Annotated in this window: 15 protein-coding genes; 4 read left to right on the top strand and 11 right to left on the bottom strand. The window is 73.0% G+C overall.

Annotated features, from left to right (window positions below; translation table 11 throughout):
- Positions 1 to 17: 17 nt before the first annotated feature.
- Positions 18 to 2,483, bottom strand: coding sequence for a SpoIIE family protein phosphatase (locus ACIRS4_RS02270; RefSeq protein ID WP_404188695.1), 2,466 nt, complete (start codon positions 2,481 to 2,483; stop codon positions 18 to 20).
- Positions 2,484 to 2,666: 183 nt separating this feature from the next.
- Positions 2,667 to 3,974 (bottom strand): multidrug effflux MFS transporter, encoded by a 1,308-nt coding sequence (locus ACIRS4_RS02265; protein ID WP_404188692.1) that lies wholly within the window; start codon positions 3,972 to 3,974, stop codon positions 2,667 to 2,669.
- 64 nt (positions 3,975 to 4,038) lie between these two features.
- Here ACIRS4_RS02265 and ACIRS4_RS02260 point away from each other — a divergent pair, with 64 nt between their 5' ends.
- Positions 4,039 to 4,542 carry a MarR family winged helix-turn-helix transcriptional regulator gene (locus ACIRS4_RS02260; protein WP_404188689.1) on the top strand — a complete coding sequence of 168 codons (504 nt, stop codon included), beginning with the start codon at positions 4,039 to 4,041 and terminating at the stop codon, positions 4,540 to 4,542.
- Positions 4,543 to 4,606: 64 nt separating this feature from the next.
- Here ACIRS4_RS02260 and ACIRS4_RS02255 read toward each other — a convergent pair whose 3' ends face one another.
- The 7 genes from ACIRS4_RS02255 to ACIRS4_RS02225 form a co-directional block, all read right to left on the bottom strand.
- On the bottom strand, positions 4,607 to 5,701 hold the full coding sequence (locus ACIRS4_RS02255; protein ID WP_404188687.1) for an endo-1,4-beta-xylanase: 1,095 nt from the start codon (positions 5,699 to 5,701) through the stop codon (positions 4,607 to 4,609).
- A 69-nt stretch (positions 5,702 to 5,770) separates the two neighbouring features.
- The gene (locus ACIRS4_RS02250) at positions 5,771 to 7,432 is read right to left on the bottom strand and encodes a glycoside hydrolase 43 family protein (RefSeq protein WP_404188684.1); all 1,662 of its coding nucleotides are present in this window, start codon (positions 7,430 to 7,432) and stop codon (positions 5,771 to 5,773) included.
- Positions 7,433 to 7,762: 330 nt separating this feature from the next.
- Positions 7,763 to 8,983 carry an extracellular solute-binding protein gene (locus tag ACIRS4_RS02245; protein WP_404188681.1) on the bottom strand — a complete coding sequence of 407 codons (1,221 nt, stop codon included), beginning with the start codon at positions 8,981 to 8,983 and terminating at the stop codon, positions 7,763 to 7,765.
- Entirely contained in the window at positions 8,980 to 9,885 is a 906-nt protein-coding gene (locus tag ACIRS4_RS02240) for a hypothetical protein (protein ID WP_404188679.1), read from the bottom strand. Before ACIRS4_RS02240 ends, ACIRS4_RS02245 begins: the two co-directional genes overlap by 4 nt.
- Positions 9,882 to 11,441 (bottom strand): VWA domain-containing protein, encoded by a 1,560-nt coding sequence (locus ACIRS4_RS02235; protein WP_404188677.1) that lies wholly within the window; start codon positions 11,439 to 11,441, stop codon positions 9,882 to 9,884. The genes ACIRS4_RS02240 and ACIRS4_RS02235 overlap by 4 nt, the downstream gene beginning before the upstream one ends.
- A 100-nt stretch (positions 11,442 to 11,541) precedes the next feature.
- On the bottom strand, positions 11,542 to 13,857 hold the full coding sequence (locus ACIRS4_RS02230) for a tetratricopeptide repeat protein (protein ID WP_404188675.1): 2,316 nt from the start codon (positions 13,855 to 13,857) through the stop codon (positions 11,542 to 11,544).
- Positions 13,854 to 15,530: a trypsin-like serine peptidase gene (locus ACIRS4_RS02225; RefSeq protein WP_404188672.1), complete on the bottom strand. Its 1,677-nt coding sequence runs from the start codon at positions 15,528 to 15,530 to the stop codon at positions 13,854 to 13,856. The genes ACIRS4_RS02230 and ACIRS4_RS02225 overlap by 4 nt, the downstream gene beginning before the upstream one ends.
- Before the next feature lie 109 nt (positions 15,531 to 15,639).
- On the opposite strand from ACIRS4_RS02225, the gene ACIRS4_RS02220 reads away from it, so the two are divergent.
- Entirely contained in the window at positions 15,640 to 15,963 is a 324-nt protein-coding gene (locus ACIRS4_RS02220) for a trypco2 family protein (RefSeq protein ID WP_404188669.1), read from the top strand.
- A 62-nt stretch (positions 15,964 to 16,025) separates the two neighbouring features.
- Here the strand turns inward: ACIRS4_RS02220 and ACIRS4_RS02215 are convergent, their stop codons facing one another.
- Positions 16,026 to 18,074, bottom strand: a complete 2,049-nt coding sequence (locus ACIRS4_RS02215; protein WP_404188666.1) for an NAD(+) synthase — start codon at positions 18,072 to 18,074, stop codon at positions 16,026 to 16,028.
- A 225-nt stretch (positions 18,075 to 18,299) separates the two neighbouring features.
- On the opposite strand from ACIRS4_RS02215, the gene ACIRS4_RS02210 reads away from it, so the two are divergent.
- A complete protein-coding gene (locus ACIRS4_RS02210) occupies positions 18,300 to 20,126 on the top strand; it encodes a glycoside hydrolase family 15 protein (protein WP_404188663.1) in 1,827 nt (608 codons plus the stop codon).
- A 23-nt stretch (positions 20,127 to 20,149) separates the two neighbouring features.
- Here the strand turns inward: ACIRS4_RS02210 and ACIRS4_RS02205 are convergent, their stop codons facing one another.
- Positions 20,150 to 20,956, bottom strand: a complete 807-nt coding sequence (locus ACIRS4_RS02205) for a hypothetical protein (RefSeq protein ID WP_404188660.1) — start codon at positions 20,954 to 20,956, stop codon at positions 20,150 to 20,152.
- Positions 20,957 to 21,059: 103 nt separating this feature from the next.
- Between ACIRS4_RS02205 and ACIRS4_RS02200 the strand changes: the two genes are divergently transcribed.
- The gene (locus tag ACIRS4_RS02200; protein WP_404188657.1) at positions 21,060 to 23,066 is read left to right on the top strand and encodes a CHAT domain-containing protein; all 2,007 of its coding nucleotides are present in this window, start codon (positions 21,060 to 21,062) and stop codon (positions 23,064 to 23,066) included.
- Positions 23,067 to 23,119: the final 53 nt, after the last annotated feature.

Here is a 23,119-nt window from a genome sequence, read left to right as displayed (position 1 = left end):
CCCGCCCCCGGCACGTCTCATCCCGGCAACGAGAGCTCCGCCCAGATCGTCTTGCCGGTCGGGGTCTGGCGGCTGCCCCACCGCTCGGCCAGTTGGGCGACGAGCAGCAGTCCGCGTCCGCCCTCGTCGAAGGTGCGGGCCCGGCGCAGGTGCGGCGCGGTGCTGCTGCCGTCGGAGACCTCGCAGATCAGCGCGTCGCCCCGGATGAGCCGCAGCTGGATCGGGTCGTGGCCGTAGCGGATGGCGTTGGTGACCAGCTCGCTGACGATCAGTTCGGTGGCGAAGGCCGGCTCCTCCAGCCCCCAGGCGGCCAGCTGGTCGTTCGCCATCCGGCGGGCCCCGGCGACGGCCGTCGGCTCCGAGGGCAACCGCCAGGTGTGCACCTGGTCGGCGCCGAGCGCCCGGGTGCGGGCCAGGATCAGCACGACGTCGTCGGCGGGAGCGGCGGGCATCACCTTGCGCACCACCCGGTCGCAGGTCTCCTCAAGGTCGTGCCCCGTGCAGCTCAACGCGTCCCGCAGCAGCCCGAGTCCGACGTCGACGTCCCGCTCGGCGGCCTCGATCAGACCGTCGGTGTACAGGGCGAGCAGGCTGCCCTCCTCCAGATCGACCTCGACGGCCTCGAACGGCAGGCCGCCGAGGCCCAGCGGCGGCCCGGCCGGCACGTCCAGGAACCGTACGGCTCCCTCGGGGGTCACCAGCGCGGGCGGCGGGTGTCCGGCCCGGGCCAGCTGGCACCGGCGGAAGACCGGGTCGTAGACGGCGTACAGACAGGTTGCGCCCACCTCGCCCGAACCCTCCTCCGTCCGCTCCCGCGCGTCCGGCCCCTCCTCCCTGTCCAGACGGATGACGAGGTCGTCGAGCTGGGTGAGCAGCTCGTCCGGGGCGAGGTCCACGTCGGCGAGCGTGTGGACGACGGTGCGCAGCCGGCCCATCGTGGCCGAGGCGTGGATGCCGTGGCCCACCACGTCGCCCACCACCAGCGCGACCCGCCCCCCGGACAGGGAGATCGCGTCGAACCAGTCGCCGCCGACGCCGCTCGCGGAACCGGCCGGCAGATAGCGGTAGGCGACGTCCACCGCCGCCAGGGACGGCAGCCGCTCGGGCAGCAGGCTGCGCTGGAGCGCCAGCGCGGTCCGGCGCTGGTGGGTGTAGCGGCGGGCGTTGTCGACGCTCACGGCCGCCCTCGCCGCGATCTCCTCGGCGAGCAGCAGATCGTCGTCGCCGAAGGCCTCCGGTGTGCGGTGCCGCACCAGGTGGATCAGGCCCAGGGTGACCCCGCGGGCGCGCAGCGGCACCAGCAGGATCGAGTGCATCGCGTGCCGTCGCGCGCTGGCGGCTCGGTCCGGGGAGCTCGACAGCCACGCGCGCAGGGCCGGGTCGCCGACGCGGTGCCGGGTGCCCCGTCCGCTGAGCAGCGCCACGGCCGGCGGGGAGTCCGGCGGATAGACGCCGGTTCCCTCCACCGGGAGCACGGCCTCCGGGCAGCCGGGCAGCACCGAGTTCTGCGCGCAGCGACGGAAGGCGACGGGCGCGCCGGGCGACAGCGGCTCCGGCTCGTCCCCGCGGACGACGGACTCCAGCAGGTCGACGGTGACGAAGTCGGCGAACCCGGCCACCGCCACCTCGGCCAGTTCCTCGGCGGTCCGGGTCACGTCGAGGGTCCTGCCGATGCTCACACTGGCGTCGTTCAGCACCTCCAGGCGCCGCCGGGACCAGTACTGCTCGGTGGTGTCGACGACCAGCGCCGACAGACCCCGTACCGTGCCGTTCTCGTCCTTCACGGGGGTGAGGAACAGCGACCAGGCGTGGTCGTGGACCTCGCCGAGGGCCCGGCCGGGCTGCTCCTCCTTGTGGATGGCCTCACCGGTGCGCAGGGCATGACGCTGGAGGCGGTCGGTCTCGGCGTGGGACGGCTGGATCTCCCGCAGGGTACGGCCCCGCATCTCCTCCTGCGTCAGGCCCATGGCCCGGCTCATCGTCCGGTTGCAGGCGACGAACCGCGCCTCGTGGTCGTAGACCGCCACGGGCAGCGGCAGCTGCGCGAGCGCCCGCTCCCACAGCCGGGCCGCGCCCTCGTCGGCCGGCCCGGCCGGGTAGGTCACGGGCGCACCGGTGACGAGCCACAGAGGCCTCGGTCCGGCGTCCGTCAGCGGTGTGCCGCTCAGCTCCACGGTGACGCGGTCGCCGTCCCGGCGTCGCAGCGAGACCTCGCTCGTCCACGGCTCCCCGTCCGCGATGTGGCTGCGGGCGGAGAGGGGCAGGCCGGCGGCGAGCAGTTCGGCGACCGGCCGGCCCACGGTGTCGCGGGCGGTGAATCCCAGCAGGGTCTCGGCCCCGGCACTCCACACCATGACCCGCGCCGTGGCGTCGACGACGACCGCGAAGTCCTCGGGCACGACCGGGTCCCCGGCGGTCGCGGTCACACCGGACTCGCCGTCCACCGGGCCCGGGGCTTCCCCCGGGTCGTCCGCAGGGTTCATGGGATCCACAGGGTCCATACGATCCACCCGTCGCCGCAGTGACCCCGCGCCGCACCGCGGATCACGGGTACTGCCCTCGGCATCCCGTCGCACGGCGCTTCACGGGCCACTGGTTCCAGCATCCCGCCGCACCGCACACCGCTCAACCGGCCCGCCCCTCAGGGGGCGCGGCGGGGGCGCGGTTCAGCCGTCCGAGGGCTCGCCCTCGCGCCGCCAGGGGCGCGCCAGCGCGGTCAGGGCGACGGCGGCCGCCGCCATGGCGAGAAGCATGATGACGGCCATCGGCAGGGAGCTGCCTTCCCCGAACAGGCCGACCAGCGGTGAGGCGAGCGCGCCGCAGAGGAACTGCAGACCGCCCAGGACGGCGGAGGCGGCGCCGGGGGAGCGGCGGCCGAGGGTCTGGGCGATGCTCATGACCGCCGGGAGGATCAGGCCGATCGCGGCGACGGTGACGAACAGGGAGGCCCAGGTGCCCGCGAGCGTCTCGCCGGCCGTGAGCACGAGGAGGACCTGGGCGAGCGTGCCGAGGGCCGCGAGGCTGACGCCCGCCGTGAGCAGGGTGTTCAGCCGTACGCCCCGGCGCACCAGCCGGGCGAAGACGGAACCGCTGACCAGCATGCCGACCGCGTTGGTGGCGAAGATGAGCGAGTACGTCGTCGAGGAGACTCCGTGCAGGTGCTCGAAGACGAAGCTGGAGCCGCTGATGTAGGTGAACAGCGTGGCGGAGACGAACGCGAGGACGAGGACGTAGCCCATGAAGGTCCGGCGGGTGAGCAGCGTGCCCATGGCCCGGAAGGTGCTTGTGAGCCCGCCGCTCTGCCGGCGCTCGGGCGGCAGCGTCTCCGGCACCGCCCGCACCACGGCCAGCAGGAGCAGGACGCCCAGCACGGCCAGTAGGGCGAACACCGTCCGCCAACCGGCGACGGACAGCACGGCCCCGCCCAGCACCGGCGCGGCGATCGGGGCCACGCCGAGGATCTGCGACAGCACGGCGAAGTGCCGGGGCAGTTCGGCGCCCTGGAACCGGTCGGTGAGGACGGCGCGGGCCAGGACGGTGCCGGCCGCTCCGCTCACCCCTTGCAGGAAGCGGGCCGCGGTCAGCAGGCCGACGTTCGGGGCGAGCGCACAGGCGACGGAGAGAAGGATGAAGCCGGCCGCTCCGCCGATCAGCAGCCGGCGGCGGCCGAGCCGGTCGCTGAGGGGCCCGATCAGCAGCTGGCCGGCGACGAGGCCGGCGAGGAACGCGGTCATCGTCAGCTGCACGGCCGAACTGCTCGTGCCCAGCGACTTCCCCATGGAGGGGAAGCCCGGCACGTACATGTCGATGGCCAGCGGGGTCACGGCGGTGAGGGCGCCGAGGACGACGATCAGGGACTTGGAGGAGCGCTCGGCGGCCGGAGCGGGGGCGCCGGCGCGGGGGGCGTCCGTGGACGCGTCATGCCCGTCGGTGTGGTGCGCGAGGGCGGTCGGGGAAGGGGACGGGGATACCATGGGCGCAACGGTAACCGATGGTTCACTGGTTAACAAATAGTCCGTTCGTGAGAAGGCGAGCCGCATGTCCTCCCTCCCCGCCCCGCCCGGCGAGGTCCGAACCCGCTGGGCCGAGCGCAACCCCGGCCTGGACGTCTCCCCCATGGAGGTGATCGGCCTGCTCAAGCGCGCCACCCGGCTGCTGGACCGTGCCGTCGAGCCGCTCTACGCGGGCGCCCCGCTCACCGCTCCGGAGGTCGACATGCTCGTCCCCCTGCGGCACGCCACCGATCCGGTGATCGCCAGCAGCCTCGCCCAGCGCTTCGGCCTGTCCCGCGCGGGCGTGAGCAAGACGCTCGGCAAGCTGGAGCGCCGCGGCTTCATCGCCCGCGTCCCCAACCCCGCCGACCGGCGCGCGGCTCTGGTCACCGTCACCGAGGCGGGCGCCGCGGCGGTCGACGACCTCTTCCCCCGCCAGCTCGCCGCCGAGGCCGAACTGCTGGCGAGCCTCGGCGACGACCGGGAGTGGGTCGTCGAGGCGCTCGGGCGGCTGGTGGAGTCCATGGAGAACCGGGCGGTACGGGACTGAGCCCGCGGCGGCGGGAGAACGCACGCGGGTCCCACCCGTCGGCGGGACCCGCGAAGGCGGACGTCTATCCGCGGACGGCCGAGCCGCCCATCGCCGTCAGGACGGCCTGGTAGGCGGCCTTCTTGTTGCCGTTGTTGTCGAACAGCAGCGGGTTCTGGCCCGTCCGCCAGGAGTCGCTGTCCCGGATGCCCCACACGGTGACGCCGGTGCAGCGGGCCACGTTCAGGCACGCCCGCACGCTGTTGGCGTAGGCGCCCGACGGAGCCTGGGCGATGTCGAGTTCGGTGATCTGTACGTCGACGCCGAGCGCGGCGAAGTTGGACAGCGTCGTCTGGAAGCTCGCCGGCGGCCCGCCCGTGCCGAAGTGGGCCTGGAAGCCGACGCAGTCGATGGGGACGCCGCGCGCCTTGAAGTCGCGCACCATGCGGTAGACGCCCTGGGTCTTGGCGTCGCTCCAGTTCTCGATGCTGTAGTCGTTGTAGCAGAGCTTGACCGACGGGTCGGCCGAGCGGGCGGCGCGGAACGCCTCCTCGACGAATCCGGTGCCCAGCACGTTGCGGAAGACCGAGCTGCGCAGCTGGCCGCTGCCGCCGTCGGCGAACGCCTCGTTGACCACGTCCCAGGCGTACAGCTTGCCCCGGTAGCGGGACATCAGCGTGTTGATGTGGTTCTTCATCACGCTGCGCAGCGTGCCCGCGTCGGTGATGCCGCCGACCCAGCCGGGCAGTTGGGAGTGCCAGACGAGCGTGTGGCCGCGTACGCGCTGGCCGCGTCCGAGGGAGCGGTTGACGATCTGGTCGGCGGGGCCGAAGCTGAACGAGCCGCGGGAGCGTTCCGTGGCGTCCCACTTCAGCTCGTTCTCCGGCGTGACGGAGTTGAACTCCCGGTCGAGGATGGCGGTGTACTGCCCGTTGCCGAGCTTCCCGGCGGCCACCGCCGTCCCGAAGTAGCGCCCCCTCTGGGCCGCCTGGGCCCCCAAAGTGCTCGCTTTCACGGCGGGCGCGGCGGCGTCCTGTGCGGCGGACCGCGCCGGGGCCGCCTGTGCGGCTGCCGGCGCGACGGCCGCCGTCCCGGTGGCCAGCAGGGCCGAGGCGACCAGTACGGCTGACGCCGGTGTGCGGCGCCGGGCCGGTCGCCGTGCGGGGTGGAAGGGATTCATGTCTCTCCTCGTACGGTCGAGTGCGGGTGGAGGTCGACTGCGGGTGGAAGGCGATGACGAGCGCGGCGCTCAGGGCGTGGACAACTCGAACCGCGTCACACGGACCGAGCCGCCGAGCGCCTGCGTCGCGTGGTTGAACAGGGCGAACCGGTAACCCATGAAGAAGCGCCAGTCGTTGCCCATCGTGAAAGTGGGGCCCAGGCGGGTGAAGTTGACGCCGTCGGTGCTGTAGGAGAAGGCGCCGGGGCGGGGGGAGCCGGGGCGGATGTCGGCGGTCGCCCGCAGCCAGATGCGGCCCCCGCCCGGCGCGGTCACGCTCGCGCGTTCGGTTCCCTTGCCGGTGGTGTTCCAACTGCCGTCCATGGTCAGCCCGTCGACCATGACCAGCCGGGTCGTGCCGCCGGCGCGCTTGAGCCCGATCCACGCCGAGGAGTCCCGCAGCAGGGCGAGCCCGGCCCGGTCGCCGTCCCGCATCGCGGAGTGGTCGAGCTGGACCGTCGCGGTGGACGTGGGTCCCTGGATGCGGTGGGTGAGGGTGTTGCGGGCCCAGTACAGGTCGTCGGTGACGGTCGCGGTGCGCAGGGTCAGGCCGTTGTCGACGGACCACTTGCCGTTGTCCGGGTTGTGGTTCCACTCCCACCTCGGCTTGAGGGCGGTCCCGTCGAAGGTGTCGACGCCGGTCAGGGGGGTGACCTGGCGGGGCGGCGCCGGCACGGCCGGGGCGGGATAGGACGCACCCCAGGCGCCGTTCACGAGCTGGAGGGCGGGCCAGCCGTCCGAGGTCCAGGTGACCGGGGCCAGCGCGGGCATCCGGCCGCCCGGGTAGGCGTCGATGAAGGCCATGTAGTACCAGGCCCCGGCCTGCGTCCGCACCAACCCGCCCTGGTGCGGGACGCCACCCCCGGAGATCGGCCCGGGCAGGTTCAGCAGGACCTGCCGCATCGTGTACGGGCCGAAGGGCCCGCTGGTCGACCTCAGGATGTACTGGCCGTTGGCGGGGCGGGTCAGGAAGATGTAGTAACTCCCGTTGATCTTGTAGAAGCGGGAGCCCTCCAGGGTGCCGACACTGGACGGCGTGGTGAACACCTGCTGCGATCGCACCTGGCTGCGGCCGTCGGCGGAGAGCTGGGCCACGCTGATGGTGCTGTTGCCGTACGAGACGTACATCGTGTCGTCGTCGTCCACCAGCAGGCCCGCGTCGTAGTAGGCGGTGCCGAGCGTCGCGTGCCGGGTCCAGGGGCCCTCGGCGGCGGTGGCGGTGTAGATGTAGGTCCGGGCGAAGTCGATCTGGCCCAGCCAGTAGAACGTCCTGTTGCTCGGGCGGTACGCCAGCGACGACGCCCAGATGCCCCGGACGTAGCCGCGCCCGCCGTTCAGGTCGTACTTGGACCCGAAGTCGAGGACGGGAACCGAGTGGCCGGCGATCTCCCAGTTCACCAGGTCGTACGAGCGCAGGACCGGCGCGCCGGGGGAGTAGTGCATCGTGGAGGCGGAGAGGTAGTAGGTGCCGCCGACGCGGATGACGTCGATGTCCGCGAAGTCCTGCCAGATCACCGGGTTGGCGAAGGACGCCGCTGCCGCGGCGCAGGCCGCCGGTCCCGGCGGGGCCGCGGGCACGGCGCCGCCGGTGGCGCCGCTCGCGATGCCGGGAGGCAACAGGGCGCCGACGGCCAGGCCGGTGGTGCCGGCGAGGGCCGCACGGCGACCGAGAATATGATCTGTCCATGTCATAACGATCGCCGACCTTCCGGAAACAGGGCTGCCGAGGGGGCGGGCGGGCGGCGGCCAGGCGAGGGCGACGTGTCTCAGGGAAGGGACTGTGGATGCTGCGGGGCCTGGTCGGAGCCTCGTGCACAGTGCAGGCGTTCAGTATCTCGAACGCCGATTGTTCCTCTGAACGTCTTGGATGATAGAAGTCCCTGACGCGGCGTCAATATCTCTCGCAGCATTCGCTACGAACGCCGCAACCTTTCGAACGCCGGCCCGCGTGAGGAACCCGGATGCGGCGTCACGCCTCGGACGTCGTGGTGGGGGAGCGCGGTGCGGCCGGGTGAACCGCGCTCAGCCGGCCCCGCACACCGGAAGCGTCGGGCGGCGGCCGTCGTTCAACGCCTGAAGGGACCGCAGTTGGGCCTCCAGCCCCCCGGGGGCGACGAGGAAGCGCAGCACCGCCTGATGGAAGGCGTTGCGCAGCACCGGGGGCATGGTGTCCGAGGCGTCCCAGCACAGCCGCTGCTGCGAGCCGCGCAGGATCGCGCCGATCTTGCGCTGCACCGGGTCCCCGTGGCCGTCCGACGCGGCGGCCTTCCGGTTGGCCGTGTAGTCGGGCAGTTCGGTCTCGGGGTCGGCCAGGAACCGGATCAGCTTCCGCGCCTCGTCCGTCGCGTTCAGCATCGTCGCGAGGTCGCCCGAGACCTCCCAGTGGCCGGAGTCCGGGCGGGCGCCGGGGATCACCTCGGCGGAGTGGACGAAGTCGCCGGCGACGCGCTTCCAGTGGGCCTCGCGGAACGAGCCCTGGTGCTCCAGGCTCTGCCGGGGGCAGTCCCCGCCGTACTCGCCCTCAAGCACTCGTTCGACGCGGCTCCTTGAGCCCGCGCCCACCATGTCGCCCCAGGTCCGCCACGCCCTGCGCACCCGGGCGTCCGTCCACGCCAGGCCGCCGCTCGCCCACTGCGCGTATACCTGCGGGCCGGCCTGCTGGAGCAGGATGTCCTCCACCCAGTCGGTGCCCGGCCAGCCGGAGGTCGCGCCGGACGCCATGGCCAGACACCAGCCGTCGCGATCGCCGGCCAGAGCGGTGAGTCCGCCCCGCTGCACGTCCCCCGCGTGCCACACCATGCTCTTCAGCCCCGTCTTGACGGGCAGCCAGTACGTGCGCTCCCGGCCGTCCGCGCCGGCCACCTTCGGCATCCAGACCCGGTCGTAGGCCCCGGGCTCGAACAAGCCGTCCAGCGGGACGAGCCGGCCCTCGGCCGCGTACGCCACCAGCTCGCCCGGCCCGGGCAGCACCGCCACGTCGGGCTGCGTGCCCGCCGCGAGATCGGCGGCCAGCACCTGGCTCAGAGCGGAGCTGCCCTGGTAGACGACGTCGATGTGATACCGATCCTCGAACCGCCGCACGGCCGACTCGAACTGCGCCCGCTCGTCGCCGCTCCAGTTGGCGAGCACGGTGACCGACCCCGTCCACTCCCGGGCCCAGCGCACCCCCGCCACCACCCCCGCCGCGAGCAGCGCCAGGCAGAGGGCGAGGACCAAGAGCGGCCGACGTCGCGGGCGGCTCATCGCGGCGCCCTGAACCGGTATTCGGCGATGCGCGGCCACAGCCCGGCCACCGTCAACGCCATCAGCGACACCCCTGCGACCAGCACCCATTCGGACAGCGACGCCCACAGGCCCGCGTCGGCGAGATGGCGCCGCACGTCCGCGCCGGTCTGCGGGATCTCCTGCGCCGGCCGGGGCGTGCGCAGCTCGGCCAGGGAGTCGGCCATCGCCGAGTGCGCCCGCGCGGTGAACCAGCCGAGCATCGCCACCCCGCCCGCGCACAGCACGGTCGCCGCGAGCAGCGGAGGGTGCACGGCGTCGCGGAACCGCCGCCGCACGTACCACTGCGCCTCCACCAGCGCCGCGCACCACGCGAGGCTCAGCACCGCGACGGCGCTCCAGCCCAGCCACAGCGGCCAGGGAAACGAAGCCTGCCTCCGGGCGATCGCCAACTGCTGGCCCCGCAACTCGTCGAGGCGCTCGACGATGTCGTCCCTGCCCTGCCGCGCGTAGTCCAGATAGGCTCCGCGCAGCGACGGGTCCGCCTCCCGGCCGGCCCGCTCCACCCAGGACGAGTAGACGGTGATCAGCCCGGTGACGGTCTGCAGGGTGTGACGGTCCGCCAGCCCGGTGACGTCCTCCGAGGCCGCGAGGGCGATGCTCTGGTGGGCGACCGAGATCTGGGTGTGGAACTCACCCGTCGTGTCACCCGCCGGCCCGCTCCCGTCGACGGCCGCGTGCGCTCGGCGCAGCGCGTTCTTCGCGGTGTCCACGGCCAGGATCCCCGGCGTGCTGGACGACGCCAGCGGCACCGTGTCGTCGTGGACGCCCCGGTAGGACCCGAACAGGACGAGGGTGGTCACGGCCCCGAGGGACAGCAGCAGCCACAGCCGCCGCACCAGGTCCCGCCGTGTGGTGCTCACGGCCGCCCCCGCAGAGCGGCGCTGCACGAGGTGCAGAAGTGCCCCGTGGCGTCCGTGTGGTTGCCGCAGCTGGGGCAGCTCGCCGGGACCGTGGCGGGAACGGCGTCCCGCACCTCGTCGGCGGAGATCGCGCTGTCGGCGGGCGTCGATCCGTCGGCCGGCACCGGGGTGAGGACACTGCGGGCGCTCTCGAGGAGCGCGATCTCGAAGTCGACGGCCGCCACTCCGGGACGGAGCCTGACCCGCCCCTCCTCGACGCCGTCGAGGTCCACGAGAGGTTCCAGCCAGTCCAGCGGCTCGCCGGGACCGATGTCGCGGGCGAGCCGCACCGCCGTGCCCAGGTGCCGCTCGGCCACGTCGCGCCGGCCGCCGCGATGGGCGTCGGTGGCGGCCCGTACGGCATCGGCGACCTGGCGATGCAGTTCGAAGTGCTCGACGTGGACGTCGCTGTGCCCGGACAGCGCCGCGTCGTCGGTCCAGTGCACCACGCACGGCAGCGGCGGCGGCACGTCCACGCCGTCGCCCCCGGGCACGCCGACGGACACGACCGCGAGCTGCAGGTCCTCCCCGCGCGGCCGCCCCACCGGGTCGGCGGCGAGACACAGGTGGTAGCGGCGGGCCTCGTCGCCCCACGCCCGGGTGACGAACCGCAGCGTCCCGTCCGGGCCGGCGCCGACGGGGGAAAGGTCCGTCCTGGTCGGGAAGACCTGCTTGAGATAACGCACCTCCGCCCCCGGGACGGGCCTCACCGACACGACCACCTCGGGGATGCTCCGGGCGAGCAGACGGCGCATCAGCCGCTCGTACTCCCGCGGCAGTTCCGCCGCCTCCCGCACCGCCGAGGCCTGCCCGTGCAACCGGCCGGTGATCCGCAGGAGTTCACGGGCGTCCCAGCCGTCGCCGACACCCCAGGCATCGCACACGAACCGTCCGGCGCAGGCCTCCAGGACGTCCGTCAGGGGCATCGCCCCGTCGTGCTGGTTCTTGCCGTCCGTGAGCAGCAGGACATGCCCGATGGGGGCGTCGGCCCGCGCCAGCAGCCGCCGGGCCAGGTCGAGCCAGCTGCCGAAGCAGGTGCCGCCTCCCGCGACGAGCCGGTGCACGGCCGCCTCCGCCGCCGCGCGCTGCCGTGGGTCCGCCCGGACCATCGCCGTGGCCGTCGGATAGATCATCTCCGCCGACCGGGTGCCCTGGACCACCGCGAAAGGCGTGCCGTCCGGCAGCATCCGCAGCGCCGCCACGGCCGCCTGGTGGGCCGCCCGCAGCTTTTCCTGCGGATAGCCCATCGAACCGGAGCAGTCCAGAACCAGGACCTGAGCGAGCGCGGGGCTCGCACCGCCGGCGCTTCGGGTGCCGTTCGCCTCGACGCTCAGGATGGCGTGCATCTGCGGGTCGGGCGACTCGGCGGACAGGTATTTCCACTGACTGACGTCGAGGCCGACCGTCGCGGTCCCGCCCGGCCCGCCGCCCTTCGCGCGCACGCCGTCGGCGTCCTCGTGCCTGCCCGGCGACGTGCCCGCGTGGGCGTCCCGGTTCACCTGTGCGTCTTCGTTCACGGATGCGACCCCCGTGTCCCGTGCGTGTCCCTGTGTCCTCGGTGCTCGTTCTCGTGCGCGCCCATGAGCGTTCCCTCCGCCCGGCCGCGCCCCGGCCACGTCAGGTGCGTTCGCGCAGTGCGTGTCGCCACCCCCGCAGCAGTTCCCGCCAACCGGCCGCCCGGGGGAGGACCGCGTACGCCCGGTCGAGCAGGTCGCCGCGCTCGGAGGCGCTGCCCGCCTGGTCCGCGAGCCGTTTCAGCGAGCGGGACAGCAGGGTGCTCAGCGCGCTCCGCGTGTCCGTCGTCCCGAACCGTTCGCCGGCCGGGAAGCCGGGTCCCCAGCCCTCGGGCGGGCGGCCGGCCCACGCGTGCTCGCGCACCTCGGTGACCAGCCGGTCCCACGCCCCGCTGCCGACGAGGTGATGCCCGGATCTGCCGAGCAGCGCCAATCTGCGGTCGGCGTCCGCCAGTTGCTCCACCGTGGGGCCTGCGCCGCCCAGCCGGCCGGTGAGCACCCTGATCGCCGCGATGCGCGCGGTGTCGTAGTGCCGTGACGTCGTCGGTACCTCGTCGAGCACCGCGACGGCACGCGCCCGGTCGCCCCGGCGCAGATGAAGCCGGGCGAGCCCGAACGCCGCGCTGCCCTGCGTCCGGTCCCGGCGCCATACGGCCTCGTAGTAGGCCTGGGTCTGATGTTCCGCGGCACGCAGGTACTCGGCGCAGTAGCCGAGGGCCAGCTTCGGCGCCGACTCCCCGGGAAGCGCAGCGTAAGCGGCGGCGAACTCCCCCTCCGCTCCCTTGACCTGACCGGTCGTCAGCCAGGTCAGACCCTGGTGCCAGTAGATCCGCCAGTCGTACGCGCCGCTGCGCTCACGGGCCCGGCCGAGCCACAGTCCGGCTTGTTCGGCGTCCCCGGCGTCGAGATAGGCGCGGCACAGCCACAACGAGGTCTCCACCGTGCCCAGCGACGGGTCCCGGGCGGCGCGTTCCGCGATCCGCTGCGGATCGCCGGACACGAGGCCGAGCAGCAGGGCGGCGGCGTCGTAAGGGTCGGGGACCGGTCGGGGCAGAGCCTTCGCGGTGTCCGCCGGAGCGGGCGCGTCGACGGGCAGCTGCGGCGTTGCGCCGTCGGGGCGCCGGGTCCAGTGCTCCAGCGAGGCCACCGTGCCGAGCGCCGCGCCGAACACCGCCGCCGTCGGCTCGAACCGGGTGGAGCGCTCCGGGTACGGCTCGTGTCCGCTGAGCGCCAGGTGCTCGCGCAGCACCTCCCACAGCTGGCGGGACATCTCCGCCGCGGAGGTGAACCGGGCCGCCGGCTCCGGGTGGGTGGCGCGTGTGATCAGCGCCTCGAAGGAACGGGCGGCCAGCCCGGTGGCCGGCTCGGCGCGGGCGGCGAGGGACGCCAGGGTGCGGCCGACGGTGAACAGATCGCTGTCCACGTGGAAGCCGCGCTTGTCGCGCTCCCGCTTCTGCGGCGCGTACCTGGTCGTGCAGACCAGGGCGGAGGAGCGGTCGTCGGTGCGGCGGATGGCTCCGAGATCGATGACCTTGATGTCGCGCCCGTAATGGATGACGTTGTCGGGCTTCATGTCGCAGTACAGCAGCCCCTGTTGGTGCAGGTACTGCAGTGCGCCGAGGATCTTGCAGCCGTAGGTGATCACATGGCCGATGCCGAAGGCGCCGCCGAACAGCCGCGTCAGCTCCTCCTCGCCGGCGCGCCGGATCCAGTCGAGCGACCGCCCGCCGACGTACTCCATCACGATGTATCCCGTGGGCTCCGGCTCGCCGGGCGACCGGTGCTGCACATGCGTGACGATGCGCACGATGTCCCGGTGGTGGAGCGTGGTCAGCGAGCGGCGCTCCTCGACGGCCGACCGGCGGGCGATCGCGTCACCGGTGTTGATCAGTCCCTTGAGGACGACGTGGAGGCCGGGCACCCGGGTGTCCTCCGCCAGGTAGACCCAGCCGAGGCCGCCCGCCGCGAGATAGCCGAGCACCCGGTAGTGGCCCCCGACGTGGTCGCCGGGCCTCAGCCTCGGCTCGAAGGAGTACCCCCGGCCGCACCGGGGGCAGTAGCCGTGGGCGAGGGCGGGACCTCCCGGATACGCGATCCCGATCGTGCCGGAACAGTTGTCGACGCCGCAGCGCCGGCCGTCGGAGGGCGGGGTGGCGGTGGTGGTGGCGGCCTCCGTCGCGGCGGGTATGGGGATGTCCGGGAGGATGAGGAGACCGTCGTTGTCGAGTTCGCCGGCGGACGCTCCCGCGGCCCGGTGGGCCGGCTCGGCGGGCTCGGCGGGCTCGACGACGGGCCGCGCGGGCAGGTCCGGGGCGGGGGGCCGGCGGTGGCAGCTGTCGCAGAAGCCGGTCGCCATGATGCGGCCGCCCGCGCACCCGGGTCTCGGGCACGGCGTGCGGGAGGACGTCGGGACCGTCATGACGCCGGCGAACCCCCCTGCCGTCCGCGCGCGATCGCGCGCTCGACAGCGCCGATGTACTCCGCCACGGCGGCCTCGGCGGCCCGGACGTCGCAGGGCCGGGCTCGGAGCAGGCTCTGCGCGTGGAGCCGGAAGGCGTCCAGGTCCGCGTCCTCCTCGGTGCCGCGTACGGCGGTCGCGTGCAGGACCTGGTAGGCGCGCATCCGTCCGTTCAGCTCGTCCAGCAGGTCGCTGAGATCGTCGAGCGTGCCGAGGATGCCGTTCAGCCGCCCGGCCAGCTCCGTCGCCCGGTGTTCGTACCGGGCGCGCTCCAGCCGAGGGCGGTCCCACGGGGCGGCCGCGTTCCGCGCCCTGAGAGCGGCCAGCGTCAGGTAGGCCCGCACCAGGTACCCGCTGACGGCGTCGGACTCGTTCGCCAGCACTCTCGCCCTGCGCCGGCTCAGTGCCTGGGCCAGCTCTTCGGTCACGTGCCTCAGCAGCGCCACGGCCTCGCCGTCCGGCTGCTGTTCCGGCTCTTCGACCAGTTCCCGCCGGGCCCGCCGGCAGAGGGCGCCGTTGTGGCGGAAGACCAGCAGCAGCCGGTTGCCGGCGGCGTACAGCGTCGTCAGCAGATCCAGCAGAGCGGGCGGGTCTTCGGCTTCGTCCACGCCGACGACGACCAGGGTGAGGGTGACGTCCGCGGCCCTGATCCGCTCGGTCACCGGGTCGGCCGGGTGCTGCCACCGGCCCATGCGCTTGAGGATCCGCTCCCCGACCTCGGCGGAGCCGATCCCCGTCGCGTCCACGGCCAGATCGTGGCCGCCGGCCGAGGGGATAGTGTCGGGCGGATCGTCGGAGGCCCGCTCGACGGACGCCGCGGTACGCAGCTCCCGGTCGGCCAGGGTGATGGCGCGGCGCAGGGTGGCGTCGCGCGCCGTGTCGTCCGAGTGGACGACGCTGATCTTCACGCGGCTGCCGTCGTTGCGCAGCCAGCGGGCGAGGCGCTGGGCGAACTTCCAGTCGAAGGCCTGCGCCGTGTCCCCGCGCCTGGGCCTGAGGCGGTCGTCGACCGCTTCCTGCCCCTCGACCCTCTGGGCGAGCTGAGGAAGGTGGCGGACGATGGTCTCGGCCGGGCTCATGAAGGAGAACCCGTTTCCGTGCTCGTCCCGCACACTGCTGAGGAGCATCCCGATGACCTTGCCGGTCCGGACGTCCATCACGCCGGAGCCGCTGCATCCCGGACTGGCCACCTCGCCCTTCCTCACCGGGCTCAACTGGACCTGTCCGTCCCGCCCGCAGCCGCCGACGATGGTCGCCCGGAACCAGATGCCGCCGTTGTGCCCGAACGGGAAGCCGTACGTCTGCACCTCGCGGTGGGACGCGGAGAGCCGGTGGAGCCGCGTCGTCTCGCGGTCCGGCCGGGGCTGTTCGAGCCTCAGCAGCGCCACATCGCCGCTGGGATCGCCGTCGGCGTCCCACTGGTCGGGCACATAGGCGTCCTCGTCGACCCAGGCGGGCACCGAGGGCACCTCGCGACCCGACGCCGCGCCCACGAACTCCGCGGTGAAATGGGCGTGCCTGTCCTTCACCACATGGGCGCAGGTGAGCACCCGGTCGGGGCTCAGCAGGATCCCGGTGCCGGTGATCTCCCCGTCCGCGCGCCGAATGCGAACGGCCCAGCGTGGCGTACACATGGACGAACCATCATCGACTCCCCCGCCGACCGTCATATCACGACTATACGAGCGGCTGGTCCTGGCGCATACTGGGGCGACACGAGATCAACAGGCTGACTGGGGAGGCATGTTGACGGACGGGCCGGGCTTCGTGGGGCTGACCGAGGTGATCAGCCAGATCAGGGGCGAACTGGAGCGGGCCCGCGACGAGGCGCAGGGCCGCGCCCTCGGCTTCACCGTGGAGAACGTGAGCCTGACGTTCACCGTCCAGGTCCACCACTCCGGCACCGGCCGCGGCGGCGTGCGCATCGGTGTCGTGACGGCCGAACTCGGCGGGACGGTCGACCGTCAGACGACCCATCAGGTCCAGGTGGACCTGAAACCCGAGACCCGGGCCGGCGGCCGGGTCTCGGTGAGCCGGCAGGGGGAGCCGAGCGCGCAGCGCGAATGACGGCGAGCCGGGGGAGGGGAGCCCGGAGGCCGTGCCCCAGGCCCCCTCCCGATCCCGGCCGGTCAGTCGCCCGCCTTCGGCACATCCCAGCGCGCCAGATCCCTCAGCCACGTCCGGGCCGTTGTGTCGGACGGGGCCCGCCAGTCGCCCCGGGGGGAGAGGGAACCGCCGGCCGCCACCTTCGGGCCGTTCGGCATGGCGGAGCGCTTGAACTGGGCGAAGCCGAAGAAGCGGCGGCAGAAGTACTCCAGCCAGCGCCAGATCTCCGGCAGCTCGTACGCCGTCCGCTCGTTCTCCGGGAACCCGGGCGGCCACGCACCCGCGTCCTTCTCACGCCACGCGTGCCAGGCCAGGAAACCGATCTTCGACGGGCGGAAGCCGTAGCGCAGCACGTGGAAGAGGGTGAAGTCGTGCAGCGCGTACGGACCGATCTTCGACTCGGTGGACTGCAGCTCCTCGCCCGGCACCAGCTCCGGGCTGATCTCGGTGTCGAGGATCGCGGTCAGCGTGTCGTTGGTGTCCTCGTCGAACTGCCCGCTGCTCACGACCCAGCGGATCAGATGCTGGATCAGCGTCTTCGGCACACCGGAGTTGACGTTGTAGTGGCTCATCTGGTCGCCGACGCCGTACGTGCACCAGCCGAGCGCCAGCTCGGACAGGTCGCCGGTGCCGAGCACGATCCCGCCGCGCTGGTTGGCCAGCCGGAAGAGGTAGTCGGTGCGCAGACCGGCCTGCACGTTCTCGAACGTCACGTCGTACACCGGCTCGCCCGAGGAGAAGGGGTGGCCCATCTCCTGGAGCATGAGCCGGGCCGTCGGCGTGATGTCCAGCTCCGCCGCGGTGACGCCGAGCGCGCGCATCAGCTTGTGGGCGTTGCCCTTGGTGTGCTCGCCGGTGGCGAAACCGGGCAGCGTGAAGGCCAGGATGTCGCTGCGGGGGCGTCCGGCGCGGTCCATGGCCCGGGCGGCGACGATCAGCGCGTGCGTGGAGTCGAGACCGCCCGACACGCCGATGACGACCTTCGGCCCGCCGATCGCGGCCAACCGCTGCTGCAATCCCGCGACCTGGATGTTGTACGCCTCGTAGCAGTCCTGCGCGAGCCGCTCGGGGTCGGCCGGCACGAACGGGAACCGCTCCACCCGGCGGCGCAGCCCGAGGTCGGCCCTGGGCGGGTCGAGGCGGAACGGCACCTGCCGGAAGCCGCCGGTGCGCGCGGCGTGCACCCGGCGGTTGTCGTCGAACGTGCCCATCCGGTGGCGCTCCTGCCGCAGCAGGTCGAGGTCCACGTCGGCCACCGCGTACTGGTCGTCCTGAGGGAAGCGGCCCGTCTCGGCGAGCAGCACGCCGTTCTCGTAGATCATGGTCTGGCCGTCCCAGGACAGGTCCGTGGTCGACTCGCCCAGACCGGCCGCCGCGTAGACGTACGCGGCGAGGCAGCGGGAGGACGCCGAGCGGCACAGCAGCTTGCGGTCCTCGGCCCGCCCGACGGTGATCGGGCTGCCGGACAGGTTGAGCAGGACGGTCGCCCCCGCCAGCGCCGCCTCCGCGCTCGGCGGCACCGGCACCCACATGTCCTCGCAGATCTCCGCGTGCAGCACCAGACCGGGGACGTCCTCGGCCGGGAACAGCAGGTCCGGGCCGAACGGCACGCTCACGCCGCCGAGGCGGATCGTCCCGCCCCGCTCGTCGTCGCCGGCGGCGATCTGGCGCTTCTCGTAGAACTCGCGGTAGTTCGGCAGATACGACTTGGGCGCGACGCCGAGGATCCGGCCCCGGTGCACGACCACCGCGCAGTTGTAGATCCGGTGGCGGTGGCGCAGCGGCGCGCCGACCACGAGCACCGGCAGCAGGTCCGCCGAGCCGGCCACCACCGTCCTGAGCGCTTCCTCGACCTCGTCGAGCAGCGCGTCCTGGAGGAGCAGGTCCTCGATCGAGTAGCCGCACAGGCCCAGCTCGGGGAAGAGCGCGACCGCGACCCCCTCCTCCGCGCACCGGCGCGCCTGCCGCAGGACCGCCTCGGCGTTGGCGTTCGGCTCGGCGATGGCCGCGTGGCCGGTGCACGCGGCGACACGCGCGAAGCCGTGTTCGTAGATCGACCCGAAGTTGCTCATGCGAAGTTCCCTTTCCCGGCACAGCTCTCTCAAGAAGGTCCCGGTCCCATTGTGATCAGCGTGTGATGCGGCGGCCCGAGGGGTCCACGTCGATCTTCACGCGCCGAGCCTAGACGGCGGCGCCGGTGGCGTCGTCACGCGGTCGGCGTAACCCCTGTGGTGGCCGGTCCGTCGCGGCCGGAGGGTCGGGAGCAGGCCGGTGCGGCGAAGGCCGGAGGGAGCACGATGCGACGACGCTATCCCCCCATCGGGGACCACGGGCTGGTCGGCGATCTCCAGACCGCGGCCCTGGTCTCCTCCGAGGGCGTGGTCGACTGGTTCTGCGCCCCGCGTTTCGACTCGCCGAGCCTCTTCGCCGCACTGCTGGACCACGACCGCGGCGGCCACTTCGCCCTCACCGTCGACGGCGACGACGTCACCACCCGCCAGCTCTACCTGGCCGACACCGCCGTCCTCGTCACCCGCTTCCTCACTCCCGGCGGGGTCGGCGAGGTCATCGACTTCATGCCGGTGGACCGGCCGGAGACCGCCACCGACCGGCGCAGGCTCGTCCGGATCATGCGGGTCACCCGCGGCCGGATCCGCTTCAGGCTGAGCTGCCGTCCCCGCTTCGACTACGCCCGCGCGGACCACCGCCTCGACCTGCGCCCGGACACCGCGCTCTTCGCCGGCCCCGGCGCCGACGCGTATCTCCAGACCGCCGGGCCGATCACCCTCGAAGCGGACGGCGACGACGTACGGGCCGTCGTGGAGCTCGGACACGGTGAGAGGGCCGCCGCCGTCCTCACCGTCGACGCGGCCGGAGCGCCGCCGCCCGCCGCGCCCACCGCCGACAGTCTGCGGGAGGAGTTCGACGCGACCCGCGGACACTGGTACCGCTGGATCCGCCGCAGCCGCTACCGGGGCCGCTGGCAGGACATGGTCCACCGCTCCGCCATCACCCTCAAGCTCCTCACCTACGCCCCCACCGGCGCCCCCGTCGCGGCGGCGACCGCGGGCCTGCCCGAACAGCCCGGCGGCGAACGCAACTGGGACTACCGCTACACCTGGGTGCGGGACGCCTCCCTGTCGATGCAGGCGCTGCTCGGCCTGGGCTTCACCGACGAGGCGCACGCCTTCCGCCGCTGGCTCGGCGCACGCCTCCAGGAGGGCGGCACGGTCACCGGCGAACCCCTCCAGATCATGTACCGGATCGACGGCGACCCCCACCTCGCCGAGGAGACCCTCGACCATCTGGAGGGCTACCGCGGCTCGTCCCCCGTCCGTATCGGCAACAACGCCGCCGGACAGCTCCAACTGGACATCTACGGCGAGGCCGTCCACGCCCTGACCGGCACCGACGACATCGCGCACATCGCCGGCTACGACGGCTGGCTGGCCCTGTCCGGCCTGCTGGACTGGCTGACCCGGAACTGGGACCGTCCCGACGAGGGCATCTGGGAGACCCGGGGCGGGCGGCAGGACTTCACCTACAGCCGTCTGATGTGCTGGACGGCGTTCGACCGCGGCATCCGCCTCGCCCGGGACTTCGCCCGCCCCGCCGACCTCGCCGGCTGGACCGCCGCCCGCGACGCCGTGCTCCACCAAGTCATGGACCGCGGGTGGAGCGAAGGCCGCGGGGCGTTCGTCCAGCACTACGGCAGCGAGGTACTGGACGCCTCACTGCTGCTGATGCCGGCGGTCGGCTTCGTCGCCCCGCGCGACCCGCGCTGGCTGTCCACCCTGGACGCCATGGAGGCGGACCTGGTCTCCGACAGCCTCGTCTACCGCTACGACCCGGCCGCCTCCCCCGACGGCCTGCGCGGCGGCGAAGGCACCTTCTCGCTGTGCAGCTTCCTCTACGTGGACGCCCTCGCCCGCTCCGGACGCGTGGACACGGCCCGCTACGCCTTCGACAAGATGCTCACCTACGCCAACCACGTCGGCCTGTTCGCCGAGGAGATCGGCTTGACCGGCGAGCAACTCGGCAACTTCCCGCAGGCGTTCACGCACCTGGCGCTGATCGGGGCCGCACTCGCCCTCGACGAGGAGCTGGACCGGGCGGAACGCTGAGCCCGCCCGGACCGAGACGCGGTTCAGGCGCGGTCCGCACCGACTTCGCCCGCCTCGTCGTGTTCGTCGTCGAGAGCGAACGTCTCGCTGTCCACGTCGCTCACGTACGGGTCGCCCGGCTGCGCGGCCTCCGCCGGACCCGGACCCGGCTCGTCCATGAACCTCACGGAGGGCCCGCCGAACGGGCGCCGCAGCACACCCCGCGCCCGGTACAGGGGCGTCAGTTCGCCCTGCGAGAGGATGCGGGTGCTGACCCCGGACCCGCCGGTCCACTCGAGGCGGGCCCTGGCCGTCAGGGCGTCCCAGCCGAGCGCCGTCGCGTCCGCCGTGGTCCGCAGCCGGGCGCTGTCGGTGCGGGAGTCGGAGATCAGCACCGTCGTCCACCCGGCGTGCACCACCTCGGTGACCACGGCGTGGCGCCCCGGCCACTTCTTCTTCCGGTGGCGCTCCTTCATCTCCGCCTCGATCTCGGCGATGTTCTCGATCTCCTCGGACCAGCAGTCGACGGCCCGGAAGAGCACCGCGTCGGCCCTGGTGAACCGCACGTCGATGCCGCCGCCCGCGGTGACGGCCGGCGCCCCGCCCGCCGCCGTGACGGCCGACGAGACGTCGACGGCTCCCTCGGACCGGTGCTCGTAGAGAGGGCTGGCGCCGGGACGCACGCGCGGCTGGTAACCGATGCCCCACTCCTCCAAGGACGCCTTCCGCTCGAACTGCCCGTCGCGGAACACGCCGATGTCACCGAGCCGCACCTCGCTGTCGGGGAACCAGGTGGCCTGAAAGCCGAAAGCCTTGCGCAATTCGCGCACATATTCCTTGTGTTTGTGCATCGCAGCCCCCGATCGCACGGAACCCTTTTGAATCCCGGTGAGTTTGGAGTCGAATGGAGTGGAACGGATCAGCGCGCCGACGCTATAGCAAGGAGCGCCATTCATGGATCGATTGACGGTTTTGTCGGTACGCCAGGGCCAGTTCGTGTACGACGGGAAGCGTGGCCTGCCGGTGGCGTGGACCTGGACGCTGGAGCGGGCCGGCGGCGCGCCGGTGCTGACGCACACCGTACGGCTGGACCGGATCCCGGGCGGCCGGCAGGCCCTCGCGGAGCTGCGCCGGCTGCCGCAGCGGATCCGTGAACTGCGGGCGCGGAACCCCGATGATCTGGACGGCATCGAGGAGGAGTTGCGACGGGCGGGGCAGTGGCTGGCCGACGAGGGCCTGGGCGCGCTCACGAAAGGGCTGGCGGACGCGGGAGAGGTCGCCATGCGACTGCCGCCCGAGCTGGCCGAGTTCGAGGCACTGCCCTGGGAACTCGCCCTGGTGCGTGACGAGTCGGAGACCCGGCGATCCGGTGTTCCGCTCGCCCTGCACCGCACGACGCTGGTGAGGGGTGTCCGGACGTCTCCGCGCGGCCGGGCCCGGGAGGCCGTCGGCCGTCAGTTGCGCGTCCTGGCGTTGTTCAGTCTCGCCGAGGGGACGCTTCCCCTGGACCTGACCGCCCACCGCGAAGCCCTGCGGGCGGCCGTCCTGGCCGGCACGGCCGACCGGGAGGTCGCGGCCCATGTCAGGACCCTCCAGTTCGGCGCCGGGGCGACGGCGCTCGGCGAGACGGTGGGGGAGGACGGGGACTGGGACGTGATCCACATCGTGTGCCACGGCCTGCCGGGCGGGCTTCTGCTCGAACGAGACCAAGTGGCGGCAGGGGAGGGCGAGGGCACGCGGCTGGGCGGGAACAGCACATCGTTCGTCGGCGCGGGGGAGATCGGACGACTGCTGGCCGCCGCCCGTGGGAGGCTCAAGCTGCTCTGTCTGACGGCCTGTTGGTCGGGCGGTGAGGACCCCGCGCCGGGCACCGGCCACCCGCTGACGTCGCTCGCCGCGACGCTGGCCGACGAACTCGGCTGCGCGGTGGTGGCGATGCGCTTCCCGGTGGGCAACGACTTCGCCGTCTGTTTCGACGCGGCTCTGTATCAGGGACTGTTGGGGAAGGGATGGCCGCTGCCCGCAGCGCTGCGGTATGCGCTGCGCACGGCGGCCGGCGATCCCGACCTGCCCGAACGTGGCCTGCCGCTGCTGTCGGCGTGCACCCCGGTGCTGTTCGGGGCCGACGCGCCCCACCTGACGCTCACTCAGGGCAACCCGACCGTCGGACCGTTCGATGCTCCCGGCCTGAGCACGGCCGGCCCGCTGCCGGATCCGCCCGAGCCGTTCGTCGCCCGCGAGCAGGAGATGAGCATCGCACGCGCGGCGACCTCCCCGTCCGGGGCGAGCCGCGGCGCCGTACTGCACGGGGCCGAGGGACTCGGTTCGACGTCCTGCGCCGCCGTCCTGGCGCACCGGCACCAGCAGGAGATCTCACCGGTCCTGTGGCACCCGCGTCCCGACTGGGCGCCGCCGGTCCACGACGGCCCCGCGGCTTCGGGCCGTCCTCCCGCCCGCCCCCACTCCGTCGACGGCTTTCTCGCACACCTGGCCCATCGGCTGCCGGGCTGCGAGGACACTCTGGACGCCGCGCGGGAGGATGAGTGGCCCGCACCGGTCGAGGCGGCCGTCGGCTGTCTCGCCGGACGGCCGGACATGCTCCTCGTGCTGGACGGGGCCGACCGTCTGCTGTGCCAGGACCCCGGCTGGAGCGAGCTCCTCGACGCCCTCGCCGAGGCGGCGGACGTGCCACGACTCCTCCTCACCGCCCGCACCGAACTGCCCGGCATCGCAAGGTCGTTGCTCCGCGTGCCGCTCGGTCCGCTGCCGCCGGCGCGACTGCTGCCGCTGCTGACCGCCGCCGCCCCTCGCCTGCGAGCACTCCTCGACGCGAACGACGAACTCGCCTGGTGTGCCTACGACATCGCGGCGGGCAATCCGGGACTGCTCGTCGAGGCGGACCGAGCGGCAATCAGTCGACAGGACTTGAGGCTTTGGGTGCGAATTCACCGCGATGATTGACCGTTTGGTGGACGGTCCCGCGCGTTCTGTTCAAAACGGGGGTGGGTTCTTCC

It is taken from the genome of Streptomyces sp. NPDC101166 (assembly GCF_044768125.1).
In the GTDB taxonomy this organism is placed as follows: domain Bacteria; phylum Actinomycetota; class Actinomycetes; order Streptomycetales; family Streptomycetaceae; genus Streptomyces.
This window is presented reverse-complemented; position numbering and strand designations above follow the sequence as displayed.

Bases quoted from the DNA above. Each gene is read 5' to 3' on its own strand.
- ACIRS4_RS02265 (WP_404188692.1), bottom strand. From the start codon at position 3,974: ATGGTATCCCCGTCCCCTTCCCCGACCGCCCTCGCGCACCACACCGAC.
- ACIRS4_RS02260 (WP_404188689.1), top strand. From the start codon at position 4,039: ATGTCCTCCCTCCCCGCCCCGCCCGGCGAGGTCCGAACCCGCTGGGCC.
- ACIRS4_RS02215 (WP_404188666.1), bottom strand. From the start codon at position 18,074: ATGAGCAACTTCGGGTCGATCTACGAACACGGCTTCGCGCGTGTCGCC.
- ACIRS4_RS02250 (WP_404188684.1), bottom strand. From the start codon at position 7,432: ATGACATGGACAGATCATATTCTCGGTCGCCGTGCGGCCCTCGCCGGC.
- ACIRS4_RS02210 (WP_404188663.1), top strand. From the start codon at position 18,300: ATGCGACGACGCTATCCCCCCATCGGGGACCACGGGCTGGTCGGCGAT.
- ACIRS4_RS02230 (WP_404188675.1), bottom strand. From the start codon at position 13,857: ATGACGGTCCCGACGTCCTCCCGCACGCCGTGCCCGAGACCCGGGTGC.
- ACIRS4_RS02270 (WP_404188695.1), bottom strand. From the start codon at position 2,483: ATGAACCCTGCGGACGACCCGGGGGAAGCCCCGGGCCCGGTGGACGGC.
- ACIRS4_RS02205 (WP_404188660.1), bottom strand. From the start codon at position 20,956: ATGCACAAACACAAGGAATATGTGCGCGAATTGCGCAAGGCTTTCGGC.
- ACIRS4_RS02220 (WP_404188669.1), top strand. From the start codon at position 15,640: ATGTTGACGGACGGGCCGGGCTTCGTGGGGCTGACCGAGGTGATCAGC.
- ACIRS4_RS02225 (WP_404188672.1), bottom strand. From the start codon at position 15,530: ATGTGTACGCCACGCTGGGCCGTTCGCATTCGGCGCGCGGACGGGGAG.
- ACIRS4_RS02255 (WP_404188687.1), bottom strand. From the start codon at position 5,701: ATGAATCCCTTCCACCCCGCACGGCGACCGGCCCGGCGCCGCACACCG.
- ACIRS4_RS02245 (WP_404188681.1), bottom strand. From the start codon at position 8,983: ATGAGCCGCCCGCGACGTCGGCCGCTCTTGGTCCTCGCCCTCTGCCTG.
- ACIRS4_RS02200 (WP_404188657.1), top strand. From the start codon at position 21,060: ATGGATCGATTGACGGTTTTGTCGGTACGCCAGGGCCAGTTCGTGTAC.